This window comes from Streptomyces sp. DvalAA-43 (genome assembly GCF_900091725.1).
In the GTDB taxonomy this organism is placed as follows: Bacteria; Actinomycetota; Actinomycetes; order Streptomycetales; family Streptomycetaceae; genus Streptomyces; species Streptomyces pulveraceus.
The window spans coordinates 156,954-182,350 of record NZ_FMBW01000033.1 but is presented as its reverse complement, the minus strand read 5'-3'; the positions used below and the strand labels follow the sequence as shown (position 1 = coordinate 182,350).

Here is a 25,397-nt window from a genome sequence, read left to right as displayed (position 1 = left end):
TGTTCTGGCTCGGCTCCTGTGTGGTTCTGCCTTTGCCCCGCCTCCCGTTCCTGGGTCCTGTCCCGGCCCCTGGCGGGGGCCGGGACACGCGATCCCTAGTGGGCCGGGGCTGCTTCCAGGTGCTGGTCGCCGAGTTCCACCGCGGCGCAGCGCCAGCGGAGGTCGGCGCCCTGTTCCAGGCGGAAGGCCATGGCGCGTACCTGTTCGCCCGCCGCGATGCTCGCGCAGGCCTCCACCACCCCGGGTGCCGGCTGGGCGCCGTGGCACATGCGGATGACGGGCCGGGCGCCGCGGGCCCTGAGAGGGGTGCGTGGGGCCAGTTCGGCCAGCTGGTCGTAGGCATCGCCGATGGTGTGGCCAAGCATCCAGTGCACCGGGCGCTGGCCGCTGAGGACCGCCAGGAGGCGCTCGGCGAACCAGTGGTGCGGGCGGACCCGCCGGGGAGTCCGGGCGCGCTGCGGTGGTACGGATTCGGGCCTGCGCTGGTCGCGGCGGCCAGTGGGCCGGGTCCTGTTCGTGCTCATCGATCATCGCCCCCGTGCTTCAGAGGCCCGGCGTAATACCGGGCGGTAACTTCTGCTGGGGACCTTCTACGGGGGCGGTCGAGGAGGCCGCAAGCGGCTGCGGGTGCCGGGACCGATCGGGCGGAATCACCTATCCGGGTGAGGCGCCCGGTGCCGGACGGGGCGTGAGGCGGGCGTGAGGAGGGTGAGGAGCGGTTGCCGGGTGGACGGAGCGCCATCGGTGCACGTGACCCCAAAGGGGGACGTCACACGTATCCTGAGGGCGTTTCCGACTACGAAAGCGACCCGGCCATGCGCGTGTACGTCCCCCTGACCCTGTCCGGTCTCGCTGCGGCGCACCGGGCGGGCGAAATCGGCCCCGGTCCGCTCACCGCGTACGCGGTGACCCCCGCACTGCGCGAGTGGTACGTCTCGGACGACATCGAGGAGCTGGAGTACGCGGCGCTCAACCGGGCCGCCTCCGCCTCGCTGCGCATGATCGCGCAGAATCCCGACGCGGTCCGCAGGCGCGTCGTCGTGGCCGTCGAGGTGCCGGACAACGCGGCCGTCGCCGACCCGGACCACAGCTTCGACCCGTCGTCGCTCGGCGAGGTGCGGATCGCCGCTCCCGTGGCGCTCGCCAAGGCCGCCGCGGTGCACGTGGACGCGGACGACGCGACGAAGGACGTCACGGCCGCGGCCGCGGCGCTGGGCGCGGCGGACCTCGGCGACGACGACGCGCAGTTCACCGTGGACGGCGCCGAGGACCACGAGCTGCTGTGGTTCGGCATCCAGGAGATCCCGAACCTGATCGGCTGAGGAGCCTGCCGGGAGCGAGCGGGCCGAAGGTCGAACGGTTGTCGGACCCGGCGGGTATTTTCTACGCATGGGGACGCACGGGAAGCACCGCACGCATCTGGTCTGGGACTGGAACGGCACACTGCTCGACGACAACGCGGCGGTCGTCGGCGCGACGAACGCCGCGTTCGGCGAGGTCGGCCTGGAGCCGATCACGCTTGAGCAGTACCGCGAGATGTACTGCATCCCGATACCGCGCTTCTACGAACGGCTGATGGGCAGGCTGCCCACGGACGCCGAGTGGGAGCGGATGGACGGGATCTTCCACCGGTACTACACAGAGCAGCGGGCCGCCTGCGGGCTCACCGAGGGGGCCGAGGAGCTCCTCGCGCAGTGGCAGCTGGCCGGGCGCAGCCAGTCCCTCCTGAGCATGTACGGGCACGACCAGCTGGTCCCCGTGGTGCGCGGGTACGGCATCGAGCAGCGCTTCGTGCGGGTCGACGGGCGCACCGGCCCGTCCGGCGGCAGCAAGGCCCGGTACATGGAGCGGCACCTCGCCGCGCTGGACGGGATATCCGCCGAGCACACCGTGGTCATCGGCGACGCGGTGGACGACGCCGTGGCCGCGGCCCACGTCGGCGCGAAGGCCGTGCTCTACACCGGCGGATCGCACAGCAGGACCAGCCTGGAGGCGGCCGGGGTGCCGGTGGTGGACAGTCTGGCCGAGGCCGCCCAGCTCGCCGAGCAGCTGGCCGGGTAGCGGGTCGCCGGATTGCGGTCGGCCGGACAGCGGCGAAGCGGCTGGACACGGCGGGTTCGACGGCCGGGTGGGCTGCACAGGTCGCACAGGTCGCACAGGCCGGGTGGGCTGGACAGGTCCGACAGGCCGTACGGGCCGGGCGACGGGTCAGCCGGTGACCGGGGCCTTCGTGCGGAGGACCTTCAGGAATTCCCGCATCCACGCCGGGTGGTCCGGCCATGCGCGGGACGAGACCAGCGTGCCGTCGACCACCACCTCGCGGTCCTCGAAGGTGGCGCCCGCCGCCTGCATGTCGAGTTCCAGCGCGGGATAGGCGGTCACCTGCCGGCCGGTCAGCCCATCGACCGCCGCCGTCATCAGCGGGCCGTGGCAGATCTGGGCCACCGGCCGGTCCGAGTCGAAGAAGGCCTTGAGGATCTTGCGCAGCTCGGCATCGTTGCGCAGATACTCGGGCGCCCGGCCCCCGGGGACGACCAGCGCCACGTAGTCCCCGGCGTCGACCTCGGAGAAGGCCAGGTCGGCGGGCCAGGTGTAGCCGGGCTTCTCGGTGTACGTGTCGAAGCCGGGCTCGAAGTCATGGACCACGAAACGGAGCGTCTTGCAGGTGGGGGCGGCGATGTGGACGTCGTACCCCTCTTCGCGCAGCCGCTGGTAGGGATAGAGGACTTCCAGGGACTCGGCGGCGTCGCCGGTGACGATCAGGATCTTCGGTGCCATGGCGGGGCTCCCACGGTTCGTCGGCCTGTTCCGTCTACCAGAGTGCGGTACCACGGCCCCGCGCGCTGTCCAGAGTGTCAAAGTTCGGCCCCGTCTTTTTACACAAACGGCTCGTGACGGTCACCGGGGCGGGCGATATAGCCTGGACCCCGTGATCAGCGCGATACGCCTCGGGGGCAGCGAAGCCCCCGGCCTGCGCCCGGAGTGCCACAGCACCCGGGCCGTCGCTGATTCCCCTCGCCCGGACCGACCGTCAAGAATGGCCAATATGGTCCCGGGCGTCTCTCATAGCGGCATAGCGTCGACTCAGACCGGAAACCCCGTGTCGTGGCGGTACGTCGTCTTTTTCACCTACGTCTCGCAACGGCGCGTGACAGGAGCCAGAGGACATGCAGACCAAGCTGGACGAAGCCAAGGCCGAGCTGCTCGCACGGGCCGCCAAGGTAGCTGACAACAGCCCAGGCGGTGGTGTCGGTGGCCCGGGAGGTGCCTCCCGGGTGCGTGTCGCGGCCTCCGGGACCGAGCAGGAGCGTCCCGGGGCGGACGTACTCCTCTCCTACCTCCAGCGCTACTACCTGCATACCGCTCCGGAGGACATCGCGGGCCGCGACCCCGTGGACGTCTTCGGTGCCGCCTCCTCCCACTACCGGCTCGCCGAGACGCGCCCGCAGGGCACGGCGAACGTCCGGGTGCACACTCCGACGGTCGAGGAGAACGGCTGGACCTGCAGCCACACCGTCGTCGAGGTCGTCACCGACGACATGCCGTTCCTGGTCGACTCCGTCACCAATGAGCTGTCCCGGCAGGGGCGCGGCATCCACGTCGTGATCCACCCGCAGGTCGTCGTGCGCCGCGACGTCACCGGAAAGCTCATCGAGGTCCTCACCGAGGGCAACGGCATCGCGACCGGTCCGCAGGGACGCAAGGGCAGCAAGGACGCCAAGCACGAGCTGCCGCACGACGCTCTCGTCGAGTCCTGGATCCATGTCGAGATCGACCGCGAGACCGACCGCGCCGACCTCCAGCAGATCGCCGCCGACCTGCTGCGCGTGCTGTCCGACGTACGGGAGACCGTCGAGGACTGGGACAAGATGCGCGACGCCGCGCTGCGCATCGCCGACGACCTGCCCGGCGAGCCGCTCGACGACCTCGCCGACGAAGAGGTGAACGAGGCCAGGGAGCTGCTGCGCTGGCTCGCCGCCGACCACTTCACCTTCCTCGGCTACCGCGAGTACGAGCTGAAGGACACCGACGCGCTGGCCGCCGTCCCCGGCACCGGCCTCGGGATCCTGCGCTCCGACCCGCACCACAGCGTCGACGAGGCGCACCCCGTCAGCCCGTCCTTCGACCGGCTGCCCGCCGACGCACGGGCCAAGGCCCGCGAGCGCAAGCTCCTCGTCCTCACCAAGGCCAACAGCCGGTCGACCGTCCACCGTCCCAGCTACCTCGACTACGTCGGCGTGAAGAAGTTCGACGCGGACGGCAACGTCATCGGCGAGCGCCGCTTCCTCGGGCTGTTCTCCTCCGCCGCCTACACCGAGTCCGTGCGCCGGGTGCCCGTCATCCGCCGCAAGGTCGCCGAGGTGCTGGAGGGCGCGGGCTTCTCGCCCAACAGCCACGACGGCCGCGACCTGCTCCAGATCCTGGAGACGTACCCGCGCGACGAGCTCTTCCAGACGCCCGTCGACCAGCTGCGCTCCGTCGTCACCTCCGTGCTCTACCTCCAGGAGCGCCGCCGGCTCCGGCTCTACCTGCGCCAGGACGAGTACGGGCGCTACTACTCCGCGATCGTCTACCTGCCGCGCGACCGCTACACCACGGGTGTGCGGCTCCGGCTGATCGACATCCTCAAGGAGGAGCTGGGCGGCACCAGCGTCGACTTCACCGCCTGGAACACCGAGTCGATCCTCTCCCGGCTGCACTTCGTCGTCCGTGTCGCGCCCGGCACCGAGCTGCCCGACCTCACCGACGCCGAGGCCGACCGCATCGAGGCCCGGCTTGTCGAAGCCGCCCGCTCCTGGGCCGACGGCTTCCAGGAGGCGCTGGGCGCCGAGTGCGGCGAGGAACGCGCCGCCGAGCTGCTGCGCCAGTACGGCCACTCGTTCCCCGAGGGCTACAAGGCCGACCACACGCCGCGCTCCGCCGTGGCCGACCTGGTCCACCTCGAAGCGCTCAAGCAGGACGAGACCGACTTCGCACTCAGCCTGTACGAGCCGGTCGGCGCCGCCCCCGGCGAGCGCCGCTTCAAGATCTACCGGACCGGCGAGCAGGTCTCCCTCTCCGCCGTGCTCCCCGCCCTCCAGCAGCTCGGTGTCGAGGTCGTCGACGAGCGCCCGTACGAGCTGCGCTGCGCGGACCGTACGCACGCCTGGATCTACGACTTCGGGCTCCGGATGCCGCAGGCCACCGGCAACGGCAACTACCTCGCCGACGACGCCCGCGACCGCTTCCAGGACGCCTTCGCCGCCGTGTGGACCGGCGAGGCCGAGAACGACGGCTTCAACTCGCTGGTGCTGGGCGCCGGGCTGAGCTGGCGCCAGGCGATGGTGCTGCGCGCGTACGCGAAGTACCTGCGCCAGGCGGGGTCGACGTTCAGCCAGGACTACATGGAGAGCACGCTCCGCAACAACGTCCACACCACCCGGCTGCTGGTCTCGCTCTTCGAGGCCCGGATGTCCCCGGAGCGGCAGAGCGCCGGCACCGAGCTGACCGACGGCCTCCTCGAAGAGCTGGACGGGGCCCTGGACCAGGTCGCCTCGCTCGACGAGGACCGCATCCTGCGGTCCTTCCTCACCGTCATCAAGGCCACCCTGCGCACCAACTTCTTCCAGATGGCGGATGACGGCAAGCCGCACTCGTACGTCTCGATGAAGTTCGACCCGCAGTCCATCCCGGATCTGCCGGCGCCCCGCCCGGCCTTCGAGATCTGGGTCTACTCGCCGCGCGTCGAGGGCGTGCACCTGCGCTTCGGCAAGGTCGCCCGAGGCGGTCTGCGCTGGTCGGACCGGCGCGAGGACTTCCGTACGGAGATCCTCGGCCTGGTCAAGGCGCAGATGGTGAAGAACACCGTCATCGTGCCGGTCGGCGCCAAGGGCGGATTCGTCGCCAAGCAGCTCCCGGACCCGGCCGTCGACCGTGACGCCTGGATGGCCGAGGGCATCGCCTCGTACCGCACCTTCATCTCGGCGCTGCTCGACATCACCGACAACATGGTGGCCGGCGAGGTCGTGCCGCCCAAGGACGTCGTCCGGCACGACGAGGACGACACCTACCTCGTCGTCGCCGCCGACAAGGGCACCGCGAGCTTCTCCGACATCGCCAACGAGGTCGCCGTCGGGTACGGCTTCTGGCTGGGCGACGCCTTCGCCTCCGGCGGTTCCGCGGGCTACGACCACAAGGGCATGGGCATCACCGCCCGCGGCGCCTGGGAGTCCGTCAAGCGGCACTTCCGCGAGCTGGGCCACGACACCCAGACCGAGGACTTCACCGTCGTCGGCGTCGGCGACATGTCCGGTGACGTGTTCGGCAACGGCATGCTGCTCTCCGAGCACATCAGGCTCGTCGCGGCCTTCGACCACCGGCACATCTTCATCGACCCGACCCCGGACGCCGCCACCTCGTACGCCGAGCGGCGCCGTCTGTTCGACCTGCCGCGCAGCTCCTGGGCCGACTACGACAAGGACCTGCTCTCCCCGGGCGGTGGCATCCACCCGCGCAGCGCCAAGTCCATCCCGATCAACGCGCACGTCCGCGCGGCGCTCGGCATCGAGCCGGGTGTCACCAAGATGACGCCCGCCGAGCTGATGCAGACCATCCTCAAGGCCCCCGTGGACCTGCTGTGGAACGGCGGCATCGGTACGTACATCAAGTCCTCCGCCGAGTCGAACGCGGACGTCGGCGACAAGGCCAACGACGCGATCCGCGTCAACGGCGAGGACCTGCGGGCCAAGGTCGTCGGCGAGGGCGGCAACCTCGGCGCCACCCAGCTCGGCCGGATCGAGTTCGCCCGGGGCGGCGGCCGGATCAACACCGACGCGATCGACAACAGCGCCGGTGTCGACACCTCCGACCACGAGGTGAACATCAAGATCCTGCTCAACGGCCTGGTCCGGGACGGCGACATGACCGTCAAGCAGCGCAACAAGCTGCTCGCCGAGATGACCGACGAGATCGGCCGTCTGGTCCTGCGCAACAACTACGCGCAGAACGTCGCGCTCGCCAACGCCACCTCCCAGTCCCCCTCGCTGCTCCACGCCCACCAGCGCTTCATGCGCCGGCTGGGCCGGGACGGGGACCTCGACCGCGGTCTGGAGTTCCTGCCCAACGACCGCCAGATCCGCGAGCTGCTCAACGCCGGCAAGGGGCTCAGCCAGCCCGAACTGGCCGTGCTGATCGCGTACACGAAGATCACCGCGGCCCGGGAGCTGATCCGGACCAGCCTGCCGGACGACCCGCACCTGCAGAAGCTGCTGCACGCCTACTTCCCGGAGCAACTGCGCGAGCAGTTCCCCGAGGCGGTCGACGGGCACGCGCTGCGTCGCGAGATCATCACCACGGTCCTGGTCAACGACACCGTGAACAGCGGTGGTTCGACCTTCCTGCACCGGCTGCGGGAAGAGACCGGTGCCTCGATCGAGGAGATCGTGCGGGCGCAGTTCGCGGCCCGGGAGATCTTCGGCCTCGGCCAGGTGTGGGACGCCGTCGAGGCACTCGACAACAAGGTCGCCGCCGATGTGCAGACCCGGATCCGGCTGCACTCCCGCCGGCTCGTCGAGCGCGGTTCGCGCTGGCTGCTGGGCAACCGGCCGCAGCCGCTGGAGATCGCAGAAACGATCGACTTCTTCAAGACGGGTGTCGAGCAGGTCTGGGCCGAGCTGCCCAAGATGCTGATGGGCGCCGACCTGGAGTGGTACCAGTCGATCCTGGACGAGCTCACCGAGGCGGGCGTCCCGGGCGAGCTGGCCCAGCGGGTCGCCGGATTCTCCTCCGCCTTCCCGGCGCTGGACATCGTGGCGATCGCGGAGCGCACCGGCAAGGACCCCCTCGCCGTCGCCGAGGTGTACTACGACCTCGCGGACCGGCTGGGCATCACCCAGCTGATGGACCGGATCATCGAGCTGCCGCGGGCCGACCGCTGGCAGTCCATGGCCCGTGCCTCCATCCGTGAGGACCTGTACGCGGCGCACGCCGCCCTCACCGCGGATGTGCTGGCGGTGGGCAACGGGACCTCGACGCCGGAGGAGCGCTTCGGTGCGTGGGAGGAGAAGAACGCGGCGATCCTGACGCGGTCCCGCTCCACGCTCGAAGAGATCCAGGGGTCGGACGCCTTCGACCTGGCGAACCTGTCGGTCGCGATGCGGACGATGCGCACCCTGCTCCGTACGCACGCGTAGCCGCGCGGGAGGGGGCGGTCGCCGGATCCGTCCGGTGGCCGCCCCCTTTCGTCGCAGCCCCGGGGGTGTGCGGCCGCCCGCGTCAGTAGATGCGGGTCTCGCCCGCCGCGTCCGGCGGGGGCGGCAGGCGGCGCCGCCATTCCTGGGCCAGCTCGGTCGGGAAACGGCGGCCGCTGCGGGCCAGGACCACGCCCTCGACCAGTTCGAGTTCGTCCCCGCCGTGGTACTGCCGCTCGGCCGTGCCGAGCTTCTTCCACGGGCCCGGACCCGATTTCCCGGCCGTCGCCCGCCACCGGGTGCCGTAGGTGCTGTGGTCGCGCACATGGACGAGGCCGCCGGTCACCCGCAGCTCGACATGGGCGCGGCTGAGACCGGCGGTGCGGTGCTCCGGGACCAGGCCGTGCAGGGCTATGCCGCCCTCGCCTGGCGCCCTGCCCACCTTCACGCTCGTACCGTCCTCCAGGGTGAACCGGGCCTTCACATCGCCCTCCACCAGCAGCTTCAGCTGGACCGTCGCGGTGCGGGGACCGTCGTCGGCCAGGGGGGTGCCGTGGCTCTGGCAGTGGGGCACGCCCCTGATGACGCGCGGCAGCAGGGCTGCGCTGCCCCGGTGGGTGTCGTAGAGGGTGCAACGGCGGTCCTCGCAGCGCCAGTTGCGGCTGACCACGTCGAACCGGGGGGTGCGGTGCGGGCCGAGCAGCCCCATCTTCTTCAGTACGTCCTCCTCCATCTTCCTGGAGATGTCCAGCGCACTGGCCACCTCCAGGTCGACGGGGACCAGCCCGACCGTGCCGCCGGGGGCCGGGACCGGCTCCAGGAAGTCGTCCGTATTGCCCTGGAGCCAGGGGTGCGACTCGCGGTGGCCGCGGAAGCGGTCGCCGGTGATGACGGGGATGCCGGTGTACGCGCACAGTTCGAGCAGGCGGTCGTCGGCGTCCGGCAGCTCCTCGACCAGGCCGCGGTCCACCCAGCGGCCGAGCAGCCGGATGTCGGCGGGATCGGTGAACTCCCGCCGTCCGCCGAGCCGCAGACTGGCATCGGCGACCAGATACAGCTTGACGTCCGGATCCCGGGCGAGCTCCTTCGCGGCGTCCACGAGGAGCCGCAGCCGGCGCAGGGAACGCAGACCGGGTCCGCCCAGCGAGCGGTTGCGCACGACGTTGGACAGGTCTACCAGGAAGCAGGCCGCGCCGAAGTCCGTGGTGAGGTGGTTTTCCATCGGGGGTCGCCTCCCGGAAGCCCTGTACGGAAGCTGACGGCATGTGAATTCCCTTGAGGTGCAACTATATTGACGTCCTCGGCGGCCCCCGAGTTCCGGCGGACGCGCGCGAACGGGCGGCCGTGGGACGACAGGACGAGAACGTGGGGGCGTTTGCGTGTCGGAGTGGGGTTCGTTCATCGACGAGACGCCGTCGGGGCAGTCCCCGCCGCCACCGCCCGACCATCCCCCGCCCGGGGCGGGCACCGGGGACGACGGCTGGGGCAGCTTCGTCGACGAGGCACCGGCGGCCGGAGCCGCGCAGCCGCCCCCGTCCGCCGCGCCCTTCCCGCCGCCCCCGTCGGCCGCGCCGCGTACGTACGGGGTTCCGGCGCCCTCCCCGGAGGTCGCCGCCTCGCTGCTGACCGCCGGGGAGACCCTGTGGGCGCAGGTCGCCGGGGCGGAGGCGGTGCTCGGTTCGGGCTGCCGGGTGGCCGTGGTGCGGGGCGAGGACGGGGAGGCGGCCGCGGACGGGTTCGACGGCTGGCGGCCGGTGCGGGTGGTCGATCCGGCCGCGCTCACCGTACGACTCGTCCCGCTGGCCCTCGCCGAACCGCCCGTCGGCACCGCGACCCCCGTGGCGGAGCTGTACGCGGACCCCGAGCCGTACACCGTCGGCGCGCCCGAGCGGGCCGGGGTGTTCCCGGTCGGGCAGGGCCCCGACCTCGACGAGCTGCTGCACCGCGTGCAGGAGGAGGAGCGCGACCGGGTCCGGGCCGAGGTCGAGGCCGCCGCCCGGCGCGCCGAACGGGAACTCGCCGAGGCGAAGGCGGCGGCGCGCGAGCGGGCGGAGGCCGCCGAACGACGGGCCGCCCAGCGCGAGCAGCGGGCGCAGGAGGCCGCCCGGCGAGCCCAGGAGTACGCCGAGCAGCAGATCGCGGCGGCCCGTGACGAGGTCGCCCAGGCGGTCCGGCAGTGGCAGGAGCGCGCCCAGCGGGCCGAGGCGGAGACCGTCCGGCTGAGCGGCGAGCTGGCGAAGGCGGAGCAGGCGGGTGTCCTGCGGCATGTACTGGACCGCCGTCGGCGTGCCGGCGGGCGTGATCAAGGGGGCACGAGCGGCACATGAGCGTGGAACCGTCCGCGGACGCGACGGAGTACGGGGCCGTCGCGCTGCCGGAGATCAGAGTGGAATGGCCGCAGGCGCTGGCCCCGACCCTCCGCGACAGCGTGGTCGACGCGCACAGCCTGGACCGCGAGGACCTCGTCGCGGCCCTGCCCGGACTGTGGCGTGCGGTGGACGCGGCGCTGGATCTGGCGGGGCCCGGAAGCCTGGTCGTCGAGTCCGTGCGGCATGACGCGTACGAGGGGTGGCAGGTGGCCGCGCTGCCCCGCTACGGCCTCGACGGACGGGTCCGCCCGCGCGAGCGCGGGGACGGCACGCAGCACGCGGCGCCGCAGCTCAGGGACCGGCGGGCGCTGGTCGGGGCGCTGGTGGACGCGGTCGCCGAACGGCCGTGCCTGGATCTGCGGGACGCGCTCCAGATGCTCGACGTGTTCGCCGGGACCTTCCCGCCGGGGCTGGACGCGGTCTGCCGCCGGCTCCTCGGGCACGAACTGCGCCACGGGGTCGCCGCCGGGCTCGCCCCGCTTCAGGAGGCGCTCGACCGGCGTGCGCCCGGTGGTGTGTCCACGCTCTGCTTCCGGGAGAGCGCGGTCGGCTCGCGCAAGGCCAAGGGCGATCCGGCCACCGACAACGAGGACACCGCGGGGGCGCTGACCGGGCCGAGCGGGGTGCTGCGGTGCGCGGTCTTCGACGGGGTGACCGGCGACGGCGACGGCTCGGGCGGCACGGCCGCACGGGCGGCGCTGGAGCAGGCGGTACGGCGGTGGCGGCTGGAGGAGGCGGCGGTGGCCGGGGACGCGCCGCCGTCCGACCACCACCCCGCCGGGCCCGGGGCCGGTCCCGGTTCCGTCGACGCGCCGCGCTCCGTCCCGCGCGGCGCTCCGTCCTCCACCGGGCCCGGGTCTCCCGTGGCCCGGCCCGGTGAGCTGGTCGCCGAGCTGGACGCCGCCGTGGGGCGGGCCACCGCCACCGGCAGCGCGGCGGCGGTCCTCGCCACCGTGCGGCCCGACGGCACGGCGTCCGTAGTCTCGGTGGGCGACACCGAGGCCTGGCTGATCCGGCCCCTGCGCGCACTGGCGGGAGAAATCCCGTACACCGCCTGGAGACTGACGCCCGCTCACACCGGGTTCGCGGAGCGGCTGCGGGTCACCGCCGATGCCGAGGGCGAGGAGTCGCAGCTCGTCTCCTTCCTCGGCGGCGGCACGGCCCGCTGGGCCCACCGGACGTTCCGGGTCGCCCCCGGGGATCTGCTGCTGCTCGCCTCGGACGGGGCGACCGAACCGGAACGGGACCGCTGGTTCGGCGCCGTGCTCGCGGAACTGACCGCCCAGCTCGACGCGTCGGGCAGACCGACCGCACCCGCGCTCGCCGCCGCGCTGGTGCAACGGGCCGAGGCACTCGGCGGCTGGGACAACGCGACCGCGCTGGTGTGCGCGGTGGGGGAGGCGAAGGACTGATGACCGCCGAGGACATCAAGATCACCGCGGACCGGCAGGAGGTGCACCTCGGCGAGGAGTTCGCCGTCCTGATCGCCCCGCGCGAGCTGGGCCGCGGCGACCGCGTCGTCGAGGGCGTCGCCTATGTCATCGCCGTCGACGACAGCTACTCCATGGAGATCAGGGCCGATTCGAGCACCGACGAGTTCGCCGACCCGGGCAGCCCCGACGACCCGAGCCGCAAGCAGGTCGCCGAGGCCGGGGTGCACGAGCTGGTCGCCGCGCTGCCGCGCGACGCCCATGTCGATGTGCTGACCTTCGCGCAGAACGCCGGAGTGCGCTTCTCCGGCACGGCGGGGGAGCTCCGGCGCCGTGGCCGGTGGAACGGCAACATCGAGGACGAGCGCCGCTGGACCAACATCGAGGGCGCGCTGCGGCGCGCGTACCAGCAGCTCGACCGGCAGCGGGCCGCCTCGCGCCGCGTGGTGCTGTTCAGCGACGGCATCCCGAACTTCGGCGAGACCGACCCCGGCCGGCTCGCCGCCCTCGCCCGCGACGCCGCCGACCGCGAGCTGCACACCGATGTGATCGGCATCGGCGCGGGCGCCGACTTCGGGCTCCTGGAACGCCTCGCACCGACCGGGCTGCCCGAGCACGTCGCCTCCCGAACGGGCGCGGCCGAGGCGATGAAGCAGATCACGGCCAGGTTCGCGGCCTTCGGCCGGGACGTCGTGGCGGGCAGCGGCGAACTGTCCCTGGAGATCAACCCGAGCTTCCCGGTGCTCGGCGTCTACCAGCTCGACCCCACCCGCCGCCGGGTCGACGGCGCGCTCGCGGACGGCGGCGGGCGGCGGCCCAGCCGGGTGCGGCTGAAGCTCGGTGCGATCGGCGCGGGGGAGGAGGGGCAGCCGCTGTACGCGCTGAAGCTGCGCGCGCCCGAGCGGATCAGCGCCGGTCCGATGCCGGTGCTGAAGGCGACCGGTTCCCTCGGCACGGGGTCGGGCGCACGACAGCTCGCGCCCGGCCAGATCGCGCTGCGCACGGTCGACAACCCCATGTCGCCGATCCTTCAGCCCGACCTCAAGCGGCAGATCGACGCCATCGAACTGGACCGGGAGATCAGCGGCCGGATCGCGGCGGCCACCTCGAAGGCCGACCGCGAGCGGATCTACCAGGAGGGCGTGGAGCGCGCCCGGCGCATCCCCGACCCCGATCTGGCCGCCGCCTACCAGCGGGCGAGCGGGGGGCTGCGGGACGGGCTCGACCCGAAGGACGTGGCGAACGAGGCGCGGGCGGCGTCCAGCCGCAGCTCCACCAAGTCCAAGCGGGACTGGTTCCAGCAGATCCCGGTCGAGACACCGGACGAGATCCGGGCCCGGCGCCGGCGGCAGAGCCTCGACGACGATGACGACGAGGGCGAGTTCGGCGGTGCGTACGGCAGCGGTACGTACACCGGCGGCGACAGCGGGACCTACAGCAGCGGTACGTACGGCAGCGGCGGCGGCAGCGGCACCCGCGGCAGCGGTACGTACGGCGGCGGCGGTTACGGCACCGGCACCTACGGCAGTGGCACGTTCGGTGGCCCGCCCACCCCGCCGCCCGGTGCCCCCACCGAACCGCCGCCGGGCCGGGGCCCGCGGTGAGTGTGCCCGGCGTCATCATCGATGCCTCGAACGTCGCCGCGACCAGGAAGCGGCCCTGGCCCTTCTCCCGGGTCGTCGAGGTGCGGGACGCCTGGCTGCGCGACCACCCCGGCACCGCCGCGATCGCCGTGCTCGACGCCACCGTCCGGCCGTTCCTCGACGAACAGCACCTGGTGAGGCAGGCCGAGCGCGAGCAGTGGCTCGAAGTGCACCAGGGGGACGCGGACGACCGGATCCTCGCGCTCGCCGCGCGGTTCCGGGCCGCCGTCGTCTCCAGCGACAACTTCCGCTTCGCCCGCCGCGAGCACGCCTGGCTGCAGGGCAGCGACTCCCGGGTCTGGTCGGTGCGCAGGGTGCACGGCCGGGTCGTGTTCAGCCCGCGCCACCTCGGGGTCGCCAGCGACGAGGAGATCGAGCGCGACCGGCTCCACAAGCTCGACAAGGCCGGGCTGCTGCGCGAGGACGCCGAGGAACGCTTCCGCTGCACCGACCCGACGGGCACCTGTCTGCGCGGCGGCGCGGTGCTGCTGCCGCGCCAGGTCAACAAGGACGGCAACCGCTGGTTCTGCCGCTCGTGCGGCTACGAGGCGGTCGAGGTCGTCGTCGAACCGCCGGTGCCCGAGGGGCTGGACACGGGACCGGTCCTGGTCACCGTGCAGCACGGCTACGCGGTCCGGGCCACGGTCACGGTGCCGCCGCAGGGGCTGACGCTGGGCCGGGCCTCGCGCAGCCGCCCCGGGACCACCGATGTCACCGAAGGGCTCGGCGCCGACCGGGCGGCCGAGATCAGCCGGGCCCATCTGAGGATCTTCCTCGACGACGACGGCCGGCCGCTCGCCGAGCACCTGCCCGAGAACAACGCCTCCTTCCTCAACCCGGAGCTGGACTTCGAGGGACTGCCGCGCACCGCCCGGCTGGCCGCCGGAACGCCGTACGCGCTGGAGGACGGCGACGAACTCCACCTGGGTCCGGGCACCGTGCGGCTGCGCATCAGCAAGGGAAGCGAGCAGGCCGAGTGAGCGAATTCAGTCCCGGCTGGGTGCACGCCGAGCATCCCGACAACTTGGGCTCGCCCCGGCTGGCCTGGCTCCCCGAGTCCTACGGCGAGGACGGCCGCTTCCTCACCAAGCGGCTGCTGGCCGGGGCCGGTCAGGGGTACGCCGTACTGGCCGAGGACCGCTGGTCGGGCGGCGACGTGGTGATCAAGGGCATGTGGTGGTCGCGGTCGGACCTCGACGACCCGCGCAGCGTCCACCGAGCCCTCGGCGAGCAGCGGAAACAGCGCGACCAGGGGCTGCGGGCCGCCCGGCAGGCCGCCCAGCTCACCCAGCAGTGCCCCGTCGTGATCAGCGTCGAGTCCCAGCCCTCCCCCTCCCTGCTCGCCGACGGCGGACAGGGCGGATACGGCGGACAGGGCGACGGCGAGGTGCCGTACGAGAGCTTCCTCGTGCAGCAGTTCATCGGCCACCACGGCGGCGTCTCGCGCACCCTCCAGGAGGAGATCGACGAGCGGGCCGCCTCGCACCGCCGCTTCAAGCCCGACCAACTCCTCGACCTGGCCGAGCAGTTGTGCAACACTCTCGCCGCGCTGCACGCCGACCGGCACCACGGGGACGAGCACTCCAAGGGCTGGATCCACGCCGACATCAAACCGGACAACATCCTCGTCCTCGGGCCGCCCGCCCGCTATGTGCTCATCGACTACGACGCCGCCGTCCAGATCGGCGACCGCATCCGCACCACCACCAGCGCCTACGCCCCGCCCGCCGCCGAGGGCACCGACGAACCCTCCGAACTCGCCCCGGCCTCCGAGCGGTTCGACATCTACATGCTCGGCGCCACCCTCGCCCACGCAGCCGCCCTGCGCAGGCTCACCGACCGGCAGGCCCGCGAGCTGTACGCGGAGGACTTCGAGGTCAGCGCCCCGGCCCGCCGCTTCATCGCGAGTCTGAGCTACGGACCGATCCTCACCAACGCCCTCACCACCTGTCTGTCGGCGAAGAAATTCCGGCTGGCCACCGTCGACCGGGTCCGCACCGACCTCGCCCGCGCCCGCAGCGCCACGGCCCTGCGGTCCGCGCTCCGCACCCTGGGAGAGCCCCGATGAACCAGCCGGGAGCCGCCACGCCCCGCCGTACCGGAGCCGACGCCACCCTCACCGGGCCGCTCACCCGCGTCCCCGGCCGCTCCGGCCGCGTCTGGGAGCCGCACACCGTGCAGCTGCGCCCCGGCCATCTGCGTTCCTCTGGCGCCGCCGCCGTCCGGGCCACCCGGCTGGTGAAGGACGAGGACGCCGACGCGTACGGCGCGCTGCGGGTCTTCCCGAACCGCAAGCAACGCGGCCGGGCCGCGGCGTTCCTCGCGGCCGGCAGCCCCGTCACCCCCGCCCTCCTGGACATCGTCGACGACCCCGGGCTGCCGCCCGCCCTCGTCACCGCCTGGTCGCCCGGCGCCTCCTCCGTACCCCTGCACGCGCTGCGCGAGCGCGACGACCTCGACACCATGCTCGCCGCCGGCCACCGCTGGACCCCCGCCGAGGCCTTGCACACCCTCGTCCCGCTGGGCCGCGCCCTGGACGACCTGGCGCACGCCGGATTCACCCCGCTGGAACTCTCCCCGGACCATCTCGTCCTCAACTCCGGCTCGCTCGCCCTCGTCGGCCTCGGCCGGCACGGCTACGTACCGTCCGAGGGCCGGATGCCGGGACCGCAGGGCATGTCGCTGCCCAGCGCGCTGCTCCTCGGCGAGGACCTGCCGCCCGCCACCACCACCGGCCAGGACATCGCGGTGCGCTGGCGGGAGGTCCAGCTGCGCGCCCTGACCCGGCTGGCCGGCTGGATGGCCTGCGGACTGCCGCCCGCCGCCTGGGGCCCGGTGCACGGTCCCGCCGACCTCGGCGGCTATCTGTCGGCCGCCGGATTCCAGCGGGTCCCCGCACTGCGCCCCGGACACCTCGCCGACACCCTGGCCCGCGCCGCCCGGCACGAGGAGGAGGCCCGCGCGCTGCGCGACTTCGCCGAGGCCGAGGCGCTGCTGGTGTACGACGACGCCGCCCAGGGCTCCGGGGGCGGCGGCCGGCTCGACATCAACCCCGAGGTGCTGCGCCTGGGCCTGCTTCACGACCACGGGCCCAGGGTGATCGCGCTGGCCGCGTTCGAACAGCGGCGCCTGGGCACCCGTACCGCCACCCTGCTCTCCGGCGCCGGGTGGGTGCTGCTGAACCCGAAGGAATTCGCTGCCGAGGTCTGCCGGGCGGCCGCCGCCGCGCCCCGGGCCCGGCTCGTCGTCGCGGGCCGGATCGGGGGCGAGGACCTGCGGCGGATCGAGGCGGTGCGCGGCGGGCGCGCCCAGCGCGTCGACCCGGACGACCTGGCGGGCGCCGTACCGCGCATCGCGGGCCGCCCCGCCGACCAGCTGCCCTACCTCACCGACCGGGACATGGACGCCTACTCGGCCGAACTCCTCGGCGGCGTCGGCGGCCAGGCGATGCGGCGGCGGACCTTCGCGGCGGGCTGGACCCTGGCGCTGGGCGGCACCGACCAGCTGCCGCCCCGCCAGCGCGGCAAGCTTCTGGACCAGATGACCGACTGCTTCGGCACCAACACCGAACTGCTCGTCGCGGTGCGCGCCCGGCAGAACGCCCCCGGCATGCGCAAGCAGAACCGGCTGCTCGACGAGGCCCGGATGCGGCGCCTGGTCGCCGCCCTCGCGGGCGTCCCCGGCTCCGTCTTCCGCGACTGCCTGATGTCCGCGCTCCTCGGCCCCGCCGCCGAGGACCTCTACGACGAGGCGGCCCGCAGACTGCTCCCCGTCGCCACCCGGCTCGCGACGGTCTTCGACCCGGACCTCCCGGTCGGGGCCGGTGCGCTGCCGATGGAGGACGCGCTGCGCGAGCGCCCCGGCATCCGCCGGGTCGGTCTGTACGGCCGGCTCTGCACCGCCGTCACCCAGGTCCCCCCGGCCAGGCTCGCCGCGGCCGTCGCCTCGATGGACGACACGCTCGTCGCGGTGCTCTCCGAGATCCCGGCTCCCAGCCTCCAGTTCCTCGCCGGACGGCTGGAGGACCCCGAGCTGCTCGACCTGCTCCGCCCGCACCTCCAGGGCGACGACCTCGACCTCCTGAGCCGCTACACCCCGCAGATGTGGCGGATGCTCCTCGACGGGCTGCGCCAGCCCGAACACCTCGTCACCCTCGGCCTCGGCTGGGTCCAGCTCGCCGCCCAGGACCAGGCGGGCGCCGTCGACGCCCGGGTGCTGCTGCGGATCGCCACCGACGCGCATGTCCCGGGGCACGACGCGGTGCGCGCCCTGCTCGGCACCGGCCCCGAGCACTGGGCCACCGTCTGCGCACACCCGCTGCTCGCCGCCCGCTGGCTCGCCGAGCAGGGCGCCCTGGACATCGCCGAGATCGTCGCCGCCTTCCCCGACCCGGAGGACGCCCTCGCGGCCCTCGGCACCGAGGGGCTGCGGCACGCCCATGAACTCGGCCTGGACCAAAGGGCGATGACCGTACTCGGCGGATACGCGCAAGGGCTGGGGCGCCCGCTGGACGAGGTGCTCGTCGCCTTCCAGGAACGGGGGTACGAGAGCGAACAGGCGGCCCCGTTCGCCACCGCGGCGGCCGTCGAGTGGTCACGGCTGCAATGCGGCCGGGGCAAGGCGCTCGGCTGGATCGTCGGCAACGTGGTGGAACGCCCCGGCCGGATCCGTGACTGGGCGGTGGACGGCACGGGGCTGGGGCGCCGGGTCACCGAGGCGGTGCTGGGCGCGCCCGGCACGGCCGCCCCCGTACTGGACTCGCTGCTGGCCACCCCGCCCTGCTGCCCCTGCTCGCCGGTCTCGGCAGCCCGCGGCAGCGCGCCGCGCTCCTCGACCTGTACGCCGCCGAGCCCGAGGCCGTACTCGATCCCCGGGCCCGTCGCGAGCTCCCGATGATCCTCGCCGCCCCGGATCCGGGCGACGCCCTGCGGACCCTGCTGCGCGAAGGGCTCGGGGTGCTCGCCCAGCAGCTCGCCGACCGGCTGCGGCTCAGCCCCGAACAGCGCCGCGCCCTCGCCGGACTCGCCCCGCTCACCGGGGTGCTGGCGCCGCCCTCGCTGGAGGCCGTCCTGACCGTCGGAGTCCGCTTCGGGCCGCGGGTCGCCGTCACCGCCGCCGTCGTCGAACAACGGCTGCCGGGCGCCGCCGACGCCCTCACCGCCTGGGGCCCGCGCTGGCTGCCGCTGCTCGCGGGCCGGTCGGGGGAACGGGTGCTGCGGCTGCTGGTGGAGCAGCGGGAGCGGCACGGCGGGCAGAGCGGGCGGCTCACCCCGTGGCTGCTCGCGGCCGGTGAGGACGGGCTCGCGCTGGTGGAGCGCTTCGGCTCGGACGCGCTGGACCTGGTTCTCGCCACCGACGCACCGCCCGCCGACGCCCGGCTGCTCGGCGAACTGCTGATGCTGCCGGGCCCCGCTCCCGTGCTCCACCGGCTGATCACCGGTCACGGACTGCCCGCCGCCACCTGGTCACGGGCGGCGGCGCTGCTGGCGGGCGGGGAATCGGCGGACCGGGTGCTGCTGCGGCTGTGGAGCCGAGGTGGTGGTGCGCCTGCCGCTGCCACAGGGGGAGTCCGGTGAACGGCTCGGCCGCGACCCCCGTCGCACGGCGGTGGAGTTCCGCCCCGGCCGCCGCGCCCTGCGGGGCAGCCCTCACTTCTTGCCGGAGGTGAACCTCTCGTACGCCGCCACGACCTCTTCCGCCGGGCCGTCCATCCGCAGCGTGCCCGCCTCCAGCCAGATCGCCCGGTCGCAGGTCTCGGTGATCGACTTGTTGCTGTGGCTGACCAGGAAGACCGTGCCCGCCTCCTTGCGCAGCTCGATGATCCGCTCCTTGCTGCGCCGCTGGAACCTGGCGTCGCCGGTGGACAGCGCCTCGTCGATCAGGAGGACGTCGTGGCTCTTGGCGGCCGCGATCGAGAAGCGCAGCCGGGCGCCCATGCCGGAGGAGTACGTACGCATCGGCAGGGTGATGAAGTCGCCCTTCTCGTTGATGCCGGAGAAGTCGACGATCTCCTGGTAGCGCTCGCGGACCTGGGCGCGCGTCATGCCCATCGCGAGGCCGCCGAGCACCACGTTGCGCTCACCGGTCAGATCGCCCATCAGCGCGGCGTTCACCCCGAGCAGCGAGGGCTGGCCCTGGGTGTGCACCCGGCCCTTCGTCGCGGGCAGCAGACCGGCGATGGCCTTGAGCAGGGTCGACTTCCCCGAGCCGTTGGACCCGATCAGGCCGATGGCCTCGCCCTTGTACGCGGCGAAGCTCACTCCCTTCACGGCGTGCACCTCGCGCACCCCGGGGGCCTGCCGGCGCGAGACGATCCGGCTGAGCGCCGAGGTGGCGCTGCCCTTGCCGGTACGGGCACCGTTGACCTTGTACGTGATGTGCACGTCGTCCACGACGACGGTCGGTACCTGCTCGTCGATGTCAGCCACGTCCGTACCGCTCCTCCGCCTGCCAGAAGTACACGAATCCGCCGATCCCGCAGACGAGCGCCCAGCCCGCGGCGATCGCCCACACATGCGGCGGGAGGTGGGACGCGCCGAAGCTGTCGATGAGCGCGAACCGCATCAGATCGATGAAGACGGCGGCCGGATTGCACTCCAGCAGCACCATCACGGCGTGCGGGACACGGTCCCCCTTCAGCATCGTGTCCACGCTCCACATGACCCCGGACGCGTACATCCAGGTGCGCAGGAGGAACGGCATCAGCTGGGCGATGTCCGGCGTCCGGGCGGCCAGCCGCGCCACCACCATGGAGACACCGGTGTTGAACACCGCCTGGAGGAGCAGCGCCGGAACCGCCAGCAGCCAGGACGGCTTGGGGAACTGCCCGAACCCCACCAGGATCAGCACCAGCGCGCCCAGCGAGAACAGCAGCTGCTGGAGCTGCTGGAGGGCCAGGGCGATCGGCAGCGAGGCGCGCGGGAAGTGCAGCGCCCGGACGAGCCCGAGGTTGCCGCTGATCGCCCGGGTGCCCGCGGTGATCGAGCTGCTGGTGAAGGTCCAGATGAAGACGCCGGTGACGAGGAAGGGCACGAAGTCCTCGACGTTGCGCTTGGTGTTCATCAGGACGCCGAAGATGAAGTAGTAGACCGTCGCGTTGAGCAGCGGCGTCATGATCTGCCAGATCTGGCCGAGCTTCGCCTGGCTGTACTGGGCGGTCAGCTTGGCGGTGGCGAACGCCGTGATGAAGTGCCGGCGCCCCCACAGCTGCCGGACGTACGCCGTCAGCGAGGGCCGGGCCCCGCTCATCGTGAGGCCGTGCCGGGCGGCGAGCGCGGCGAGCTCGCCCGGCGCGTACACCGGGAACGGCGCACCGGCAGGGGTGTCGGCCGGGGCCGCTGGGGTTGCTGTCTGGCTCACCACGATCGCTTTCGACGGGAGGGCAGGAAGCGACGCCCGACGGAACGGGACCGTATCGTCGCAACGTCGAGGGTAGGGCGCACTTACGTCGCAACGCAACCGTTCCGTCGTGACGGACTATGATTCGGGCCATGACCACCGACCCGGGAACCCGCCGCCGTGTCCCCGCCGGAGCCGCCGTGCTCCGCGAGGACGTCACCGACGCGATTCGCGGTGCCGTCTTCGAGGAACTGGCCGCGGTGGGCTTCGCCCGGATGTCGATCGAGGGGATCGCGCGGCGCGCGGGCGTCGGCAAGACCGCCGTGTACCGCCGCTGGAAGTCCAAGCTGGCCCTGGTCCTCGACCTGGTCTCCGCCGTCGCGGTCCAGGGCATGCCGGCCCCGGCCACCGGCTCGCTCTACGGGGACGTCCGGGCCGTGCTCGAACTCGCCTCCTACGCCCTGCGCCACCCCGTCGCCTCGCAGGTCATCCCGGACCTGCTGGTCGAGGCGGCCCGCAATCCGGAGATCGCCGACACGATCAAGGCCGCGCTGCTGGACCCGCAGCAGGGCATCGCCGCCGTGGTCGTACGGGACGCCGTGGCCCGCGGCGAGCTGCCCGGGGACAGCGACCCGGACCGGGCGCTGGACCTGATCGTCGGCCCGCTCTACTGGCGGCTCGCCGTCGTCCGGGGCCCGCTGCCCAAGGGCTATCTCGACGACCTGGCGACCGCCGCGGTCGCCGCCCTCAAGAGCTGAGCGGCCTCAAGAGCCGAGCACCCCGGGAACCCGGGAGCCGTCACCCCTCGGCCAGCAGCCGGTCCGCGACCCGGGCCGCCGCCCCGCCGTCGTCCAGATCGCAGAAGTCCCGGCGGAAGCTCTCGTACGCCGCCGCGTACCGGGCCGACGAGGCCGCCAGGGTCCCCGCGTCCCGCAGCATCGCGGCGATCTCGTCCGTGCGGGAGAGCAGCGGGCCCGGCGCCCGGGACTCGAAGTCCAGGCAGAAACCGCGCACCGTGTCGCGGTAGTGCGCCAGGTCGTAGGTGTGGAAGAGCATCGGGCGGCCCGTGTGCGCGAAGTCGAACATCAGGCCCGCGTAGTCCGTGACCAGCACATCGGCGATCAGCAGCAGCTCCGCGGTGTCCGGGTGCGCCGACACGTCGCGCACGCCCGGCCGCTCGGGCACGCTCCCGGTCACCCGGGGATGGCGGCGCACCAGCACCGTGTGGATGTCGCCGATGGACCGCGCCAGCGCCACCGCGTCGAGCGCCGGGTCCCAGCGGTAGCGGGGCCGCTCGCCGTCGCCGCCGGAGGGATGGGCCAGGTGGTCGCGGTAGGTCGGCGCGTACAGCACGACCCGGCGGCCGTCCGGGATGCCGAGCCGGCGCCGTACCCGCTCCGCGGTCTTGGCGCGGTCGGCCGAGAAGAGCAGATCGTTGGCGGGGGAGCCCGCCTCCAGGACCTCGCCCCGGTAGCCGAGCGCGCGCCGCAGCAGCGGGCTGGAACGGCTGCTCGGGGAGACCAGGACGGACCACTGGGCCGACCGGTGCGCCAGCGTGGCGAGCTCCTGGTGGTCGGCGTACAGGGTGCCGGCCAGATCCGTGCCGAAGCGGCCCAGCGGGGTGCCGTGCCAGGTCTGCACGACGGTCTGGCCGGGCCGGCGCTGGAACCACTCCGGCAGCTGGTCGGCGGTGACGATGCGGCGGCACCGCGCCAGCGCCTCGTACCAGGCGGTGCTGTGCTCGATCACCGGGACGGCGGTGGGCGGTACGCGGCCGTGGACCCCGTCGGTGACCCAGAGCTGCTCCGACTCCACGCCCCGGCGCAGCAGCTCGGCGTGGACGGCGCGCGGCGAGTCGCCGCCCGTGTAGAGGACCGCGTCCCGCATCGGCATCGCGCGCCGGGACGGATAGTGCCTGCCGCGCAGTTCGGCCCGGCGGTACGCGCCGCGCTCGGCGAGCGGGAGCACCGGCCCGGCCTGCACGGTCAGCCGGTCGCCGGACCAGCGGTCCAGGGCGAACTCCCGGCCGGGCACGGGCGCCGCGGCCACCGTGCCGCTCCGGCGCAGCGGCAGCCGGGCGGCGAGCGAGGCCAGCACCCGGACCGGCCGGCCGCCCAGATACGCCTCCCAGCGGCCCTCGTGCAGCCCGGCGGCCACCGAGGGCGCGAGGAACGCGGTGAAACGGCGCCCCCCGGCGACCTCGCGCGCCCCCGCGCGCCGCTCGTCGTGGGTGACGGGCACCGACACCGTCTCGCGCAGCGTCTCGTGCCGCAGCACCAGGCGGTCCGGGCCCTCGCCCTGCCGTACGCCGGTACCCGCGCCGGTCACCCCCTCCATCCGCAGCGCACCGTCCGGCGTCCACACGGCCCCCTCCACGAACGGCTGTCCGCTCAGATCCAGCACCAGCTCGCCCGCCGCGTCGGCCACCACCGGCGGAGCGGACTCCGGGGCCGCCGCGAGCGGCACCCGCGCTCCGTCGGCCAGCACCAGCCGCGCCCGCCACCGGCCGCCGGGCTCCGGCTCGACCTCGCGCGGCGCCCGGTGCGGTGCCCTCGGCGCGACCGCCATCCCGGCCAGGTCGGCGAGCGGGATCCGGACCGTGAAGCGGCCGCCCGGCCGGCACTCGACGGGATGACCGAACTCCTGGTCCGCCACCCCGTCGCAGGTCAGCACCAGGGCCTTCGGCCGGGCATCCCCGTACAGCCGGCCGGTCAGCTCCAGGTCCTTGCCGAAACGGTGGGTCTCGCAGCGGGCGGGCAGCTGTTCCAGGGTCAGCCGGAGCCGCCCGTTGCGGTAGTCGAGCACCGCCCGCCGTCCGTCGTCCAGGTCATGGACGAGCGGCTGGACGGCCCCCGTCTCCGGGGCGCGCACCGCCACCCGGCGGACCGCGCCCTGGGCGGCCACCATCATGCCCACCAGCCAGCCGCCGGGCCGCAGCCGGTGCGGGTCGAGGATCATCTCGAAGCCGGAGTGGTCGTACCCGTGCAGCTGCTGGCCGGAGTCGACGGTCGCCTCGGGCGCGGGCACGCCGCGGACCGGCACCGTCCGCAACTGCTGTCCACCGGCCGCGCGCACCATGCCCACCTTCAGCGAGTGGCGCGGCGTCGCGGCCGGCAGATTGCGGATGTACGCGTAACCGCGCAGCCGCAGCTTCCCGTCGCCGTCCCACCGTGCGTCCAGCAGCCGGGCCACGGCCGGAAGATCGCCACGGGCCGGCCTGGCGGTGTCCGGGATGCCGGGGAAACCGGCCTGCCGCCGCCCCGGCACCCCGCAGACCGTGAACGTCCCGGCACCGTTGGCCCGCTCGAAGGCGAGCACCTCCAGCAGCTCCGGGAGCCGGCGCTCCTTCACCAGCTGCCACTTGATCCGCAGCTCCACCGGCAGCTCATGGGCCACGGCCCGGTCCGCGCGGCCCGCCCCGTCCATCCGCTCCATCCGGTCCAGGAACGCCCCGGCGTCCGCCATGAACGCCTTCCGGTACCGGGGCCCGCCCAGCGGGAGCCCCTCCAGGAAGTACACGAAGTCCTCGCGCAGGCACGAGAGGTCGTAGCGGCGCCGCGCACCGCCGCCCCGGCCCGCCAGGAACGCGCTGACCTGCTCGCACGCCGCGATCCGGTCCCGCACGCCCTTCACATCCGTACGCCGTCGGGTGATCGACCCCTCCCGGACCCGCCAGTAGGAGACGTGCTCGTGCAGCACGTCCACCGAGCCGGCCAGATAGTGCGCCGGGATCATCACGGGGGCGTCCTCGTAGAGCCTGCCCTCGGGGAAGGAGAAGGCGTGCCGGTCCCAGAAGGAGCGCCGGAACACCTTGTTCCAGGCGAACCGGTCGGTGAGCAGCCGCGGATCGCGGCCGATGTGGGTGCGCGACCGGGTCTCGGTCAGCCACCGGTACTGGCGGGCCTGCCGGCGCCCCTGCTCGGTCAGCCGCCACACATTGCCGGTCGCGAGGTCGGAGCCGGTCGACTCCAGCGAGGCCAGCATCCGCGTGTAGGCGTCGTGGACGACGAGGTCGTCGCTGTCGACGAACGCCAGGTACGGCACGTCCGGCGTGGTGTGCCGCACGCCCGTGTTGCGGGCCGCGCCCGGCCCGCCGTTGGGGCGGCGCACGAGACGGAAGCGCCGGTCGTGGGCGGCGAAGTCCTCGGCGAGGGCCGCACTGTTGTCCGTCGAGCCGTCGTCCACGAGGACCACCTCGATGTCCGTGACCGACTGTTCGGCCACCGAGCGCAGGCAGTCCTCCAGGCAGTCCTGGACGTTGTGGACCGGGACGACGACACTGAGGCGCGGTTTCATGCAACGGTCAACCGGGGCGGGCGCCCCGGGTCACCACGACTGCCCCGAACGGGTGAACAGAGGGTTCGGCGTGCGGGCGGTGCCTCCTTCGGGCGGCGTTCCGGAGCGCTATTGCCCGTACGGCGGCCGACACGCGGCCGGGCGCGTGGTCGT

At 73.3% G+C, this 25,397-nt stretch carries 17 protein-coding genes; 11 read left to right on the top strand and 6 right to left on the bottom strand.

Features of this window, described 5'->3' with window-relative positions; genetic code table 11:
- Positions 1-95: 95 nt before the first annotated feature.
- Positions 96-524 carry an Rv3235 family protein gene (locus GA0115234_RS10505; RefSeq protein ID WP_093540631.1) on the bottom strand — a complete coding sequence of 143 codons (429 nt, stop codon included), beginning with the start codon at positions 522-524 and terminating at the stop codon, positions 96-98.
- Positions 525-815: 291 nt separating this feature from the next.
- Between GA0115234_RS10505 and GA0115234_RS10500 the strand changes: the two genes are divergently transcribed.
- Both GA0115234_RS10500 and GA0115234_RS10495 read left to right on the top strand, forming a co-directional pair.
- Positions 816-1,322, top strand: coding sequence for a DUF6912 family protein (locus GA0115234_RS10500; RefSeq protein ID WP_093540630.1), 507 nt, complete (start codon positions 816-818; stop codon positions 1,320-1,322).
- 67 nt (positions 1,323-1,389) lie between these two features.
- Complete coding sequence (locus tag GA0115234_RS10495) at positions 1,390-2,061, top strand: HAD family hydrolase (protein ID WP_093540629.1); 672 nt, start codon at positions 1,390-1,392, stop codon at positions 2,059-2,061.
- Between the two features lie 147 nt (positions 2,062-2,208).
- Here GA0115234_RS10495 and GA0115234_RS10490 read toward each other — a convergent pair whose 3' ends face one another.
- Positions 2,209-2,778, bottom strand: a complete 570-nt coding sequence (locus GA0115234_RS10490; RefSeq protein ID WP_093540628.1) for a DJ-1/PfpI family protein — start codon at positions 2,776-2,778, stop codon at positions 2,209-2,211.
- A 389-nt stretch (positions 2,779-3,167) separates the two neighbouring features.
- On the opposite strand from GA0115234_RS10490, the gene GA0115234_RS10485 reads away from it, so the two are divergent.
- A complete protein-coding gene (locus tag GA0115234_RS10485; RefSeq protein ID WP_093540627.1) occupies positions 3,168-8,171 on the top strand; it encodes an NAD-glutamate dehydrogenase in 5,004 nt (1,667 codons plus the stop codon).
- An 82-nt stretch (positions 8,172-8,253) separates the two neighbouring features.
- Here the strand turns inward: GA0115234_RS10485 and GA0115234_RS10480 are convergent, their stop codons facing one another.
- Positions 8,254-9,390 (bottom strand): FHA domain-containing protein, encoded by a 1,137-nt coding sequence (locus GA0115234_RS10480; RefSeq protein ID WP_093540626.1) that lies wholly within the window; start codon positions 9,388-9,390, stop codon positions 8,254-8,256.
- A gap of 157 nt (positions 9,391-9,547) precedes the next feature.
- Here GA0115234_RS10480 and GA0115234_RS10475 point away from each other — a divergent pair, with 157 nt between their 5' ends.
- The 7 genes from GA0115234_RS10475 to GA0115234_RS10445 are packed head-to-tail and all read left to right on the top strand — an operon-like array spanning position 9,548 to position 19,186.
- Positions 9,548-10,495 (top strand): hypothetical protein, encoded by a 948-nt coding sequence (locus GA0115234_RS10475; protein WP_093540625.1) that lies wholly within the window; start codon positions 9,548-9,550, stop codon positions 10,493-10,495.
- On the top strand, positions 10,492-11,949 hold the full coding sequence (locus GA0115234_RS10470; RefSeq protein WP_093540624.1) for a SpoIIE family protein phosphatase: 1,458 nt from the start codon (positions 10,492-10,494) through the stop codon (positions 11,947-11,949). Before GA0115234_RS10475 ends, GA0115234_RS10470 begins: the two co-directional genes overlap by 4 nt.
- Complete coding sequence (locus GA0115234_RS10465) at positions 11,949-13,571, top strand: VWA domain-containing protein (protein ID WP_093540623.1); 1,623 nt, start codon at positions 11,949-11,951, stop codon at positions 13,569-13,571. Before GA0115234_RS10470 ends, GA0115234_RS10465 begins: the two co-directional genes overlap by 1 nt.
- Positions 13,568-14,590, top strand: coding sequence for an FHA domain-containing protein (locus GA0115234_RS10460; protein WP_141718415.1), 1,023 nt, complete (start codon positions 13,568-13,570; stop codon positions 14,588-14,590). Before GA0115234_RS10465 ends, GA0115234_RS10460 begins: the two co-directional genes overlap by 4 nt.
- Positions 14,587-15,678: a hypothetical protein gene (locus GA0115234_RS10455; RefSeq protein WP_093540621.1), complete on the top strand. Its 1,092-nt coding sequence runs from the start codon at positions 14,587-14,589 to the stop codon at positions 15,676-15,678. Before GA0115234_RS10460 ends, GA0115234_RS10455 begins: the two co-directional genes overlap by 4 nt.
- Complete coding sequence (locus GA0115234_RS10450; RefSeq protein ID WP_093540620.1) at positions 15,675-18,506, top strand: hypothetical protein; 2,832 nt, start codon at positions 15,675-15,677, stop codon at positions 18,504-18,506. The genes GA0115234_RS10455 and GA0115234_RS10450 overlap by 4 nt, the downstream gene beginning before the upstream one ends.
- Positions 18,503-19,186: a hypothetical protein gene (locus GA0115234_RS10445; RefSeq protein WP_093540619.1), complete on the top strand. Its 684-nt coding sequence runs from the start codon at positions 18,503-18,505 to the stop codon at positions 19,184-19,186. Before GA0115234_RS10450 ends, GA0115234_RS10445 begins: the two co-directional genes overlap by 4 nt.
- A 72-nt stretch (positions 19,187-19,258) precedes the next feature.
- Here the strand turns inward: GA0115234_RS10445 and GA0115234_RS10440 are convergent, their stop codons facing one another.
- Both GA0115234_RS10440 and GA0115234_RS10435 read right to left on the bottom strand, forming a co-directional pair.
- Complete coding sequence (locus GA0115234_RS10440; protein WP_093540618.1) at positions 19,259-20,038, bottom strand: ABC transporter ATP-binding protein; 780 nt, start codon at positions 20,036-20,038, stop codon at positions 19,259-19,261.
- Positions 20,031-20,972 carry an ABC transporter permease gene (locus GA0115234_RS10435; RefSeq protein ID WP_093540617.1) on the bottom strand — a complete coding sequence of 314 codons (942 nt, stop codon included), beginning with the start codon at positions 20,970-20,972 and terminating at the stop codon, positions 20,031-20,033. Before GA0115234_RS10435 ends, GA0115234_RS10440 begins: the two co-directional genes overlap by 8 nt.
- Positions 20,973-21,088: 116 nt before the next feature.
- Here GA0115234_RS10435 and GA0115234_RS10430 point away from each other — a divergent pair, with 116 nt between their 5' ends.
- On the top strand, positions 21,089-21,706 hold the full coding sequence (locus GA0115234_RS10430; RefSeq protein WP_093540616.1) for a TetR/AcrR family transcriptional regulator: 618 nt from the start codon (positions 21,089-21,091) through the stop codon (positions 21,704-21,706).
- A 40-nt stretch (positions 21,707-21,746) separates the two neighbouring features.
- Here the strand turns inward: GA0115234_RS10430 and GA0115234_RS10425 are convergent, their stop codons facing one another.
- Positions 21,747-25,244 carry a bifunctional glycosyltransferase/CDP-glycerol:glycerophosphate glycerophosphotransferase gene (locus tag GA0115234_RS10425; RefSeq protein ID WP_093540615.1) on the bottom strand — a complete coding sequence of 1,166 codons (3,498 nt, stop codon included), beginning with the start codon at positions 25,242-25,244 and terminating at the stop codon, positions 21,747-21,749.
- Positions 25,245-25,397: the final 153 nt, after the last annotated feature.

Excerpts from the sequence above, each read along its gene's own strand:
- GA0115234_RS10505 (WP_093540631.1), bottom strand. The coding sequence starts at position 524 with ATGAGCACGAACAGGACCCGGCCCACTGGCCGCCGCGACCAGCGCAGG.
- GA0115234_RS10500 (WP_093540630.1), top strand. The coding sequence starts at position 816 with ATGCGCGTGTACGTCCCCCTGACCCTGTCCGGTCTCGCTGCGGCGCAC.
- GA0115234_RS10495 (WP_093540629.1), top strand. The coding sequence starts at position 1,390 with ATGGGGACGCACGGGAAGCACCGCACGCATCTGGTCTGGGACTGGAAC.
- GA0115234_RS10490 (WP_093540628.1), bottom strand. The coding sequence starts at position 2,778 with ATGGCACCGAAGATCCTGATCGTCACCGGCGACGCCGCCGAGTCCCTG.
- GA0115234_RS10485 (WP_093540627.1), top strand. The coding sequence starts at position 3,168 with ATGCAGACCAAGCTGGACGAAGCCAAGGCCGAGCTGCTCGCACGGGCC.
- GA0115234_RS10480 (WP_093540626.1), bottom strand. The coding sequence starts at position 9,390 with ATGGAAAACCACCTCACCACGGACTTCGGCGCGGCCTGCTTCCTGGTA.
- GA0115234_RS10470 (WP_093540624.1), top strand. The coding sequence starts at position 10,492 with ATGAGCGTGGAACCGTCCGCGGACGCGACGGAGTACGGGGCCGTCGCG.
- GA0115234_RS10465 (WP_093540623.1), top strand. The coding sequence starts at position 11,949 with ATGACCGCCGAGGACATCAAGATCACCGCGGACCGGCAGGAGGTGCAC.
- GA0115234_RS10450 (WP_093540620.1), top strand. The coding sequence starts at position 15,675 with ATGAACCAGCCGGGAGCCGCCACGCCCCGCCGTACCGGAGCCGACGCC.
- GA0115234_RS10445 (WP_093540619.1), top strand. The coding sequence starts at position 18,503 with ATGATCCTCGCCGCCCCGGATCCGGGCGACGCCCTGCGGACCCTGCTG.
- GA0115234_RS10430 (WP_093540616.1), top strand. The coding sequence starts at position 21,089 with ATGATTCGGGCCATGACCACCGACCCGGGAACCCGCCGCCGTGTCCCC.
- GA0115234_RS10425 (WP_093540615.1), bottom strand. The coding sequence starts at position 25,244 with ATGAAACCGCGCCTCAGTGTCGTCGTCCCGGTCCACAACGTCCAGGAC.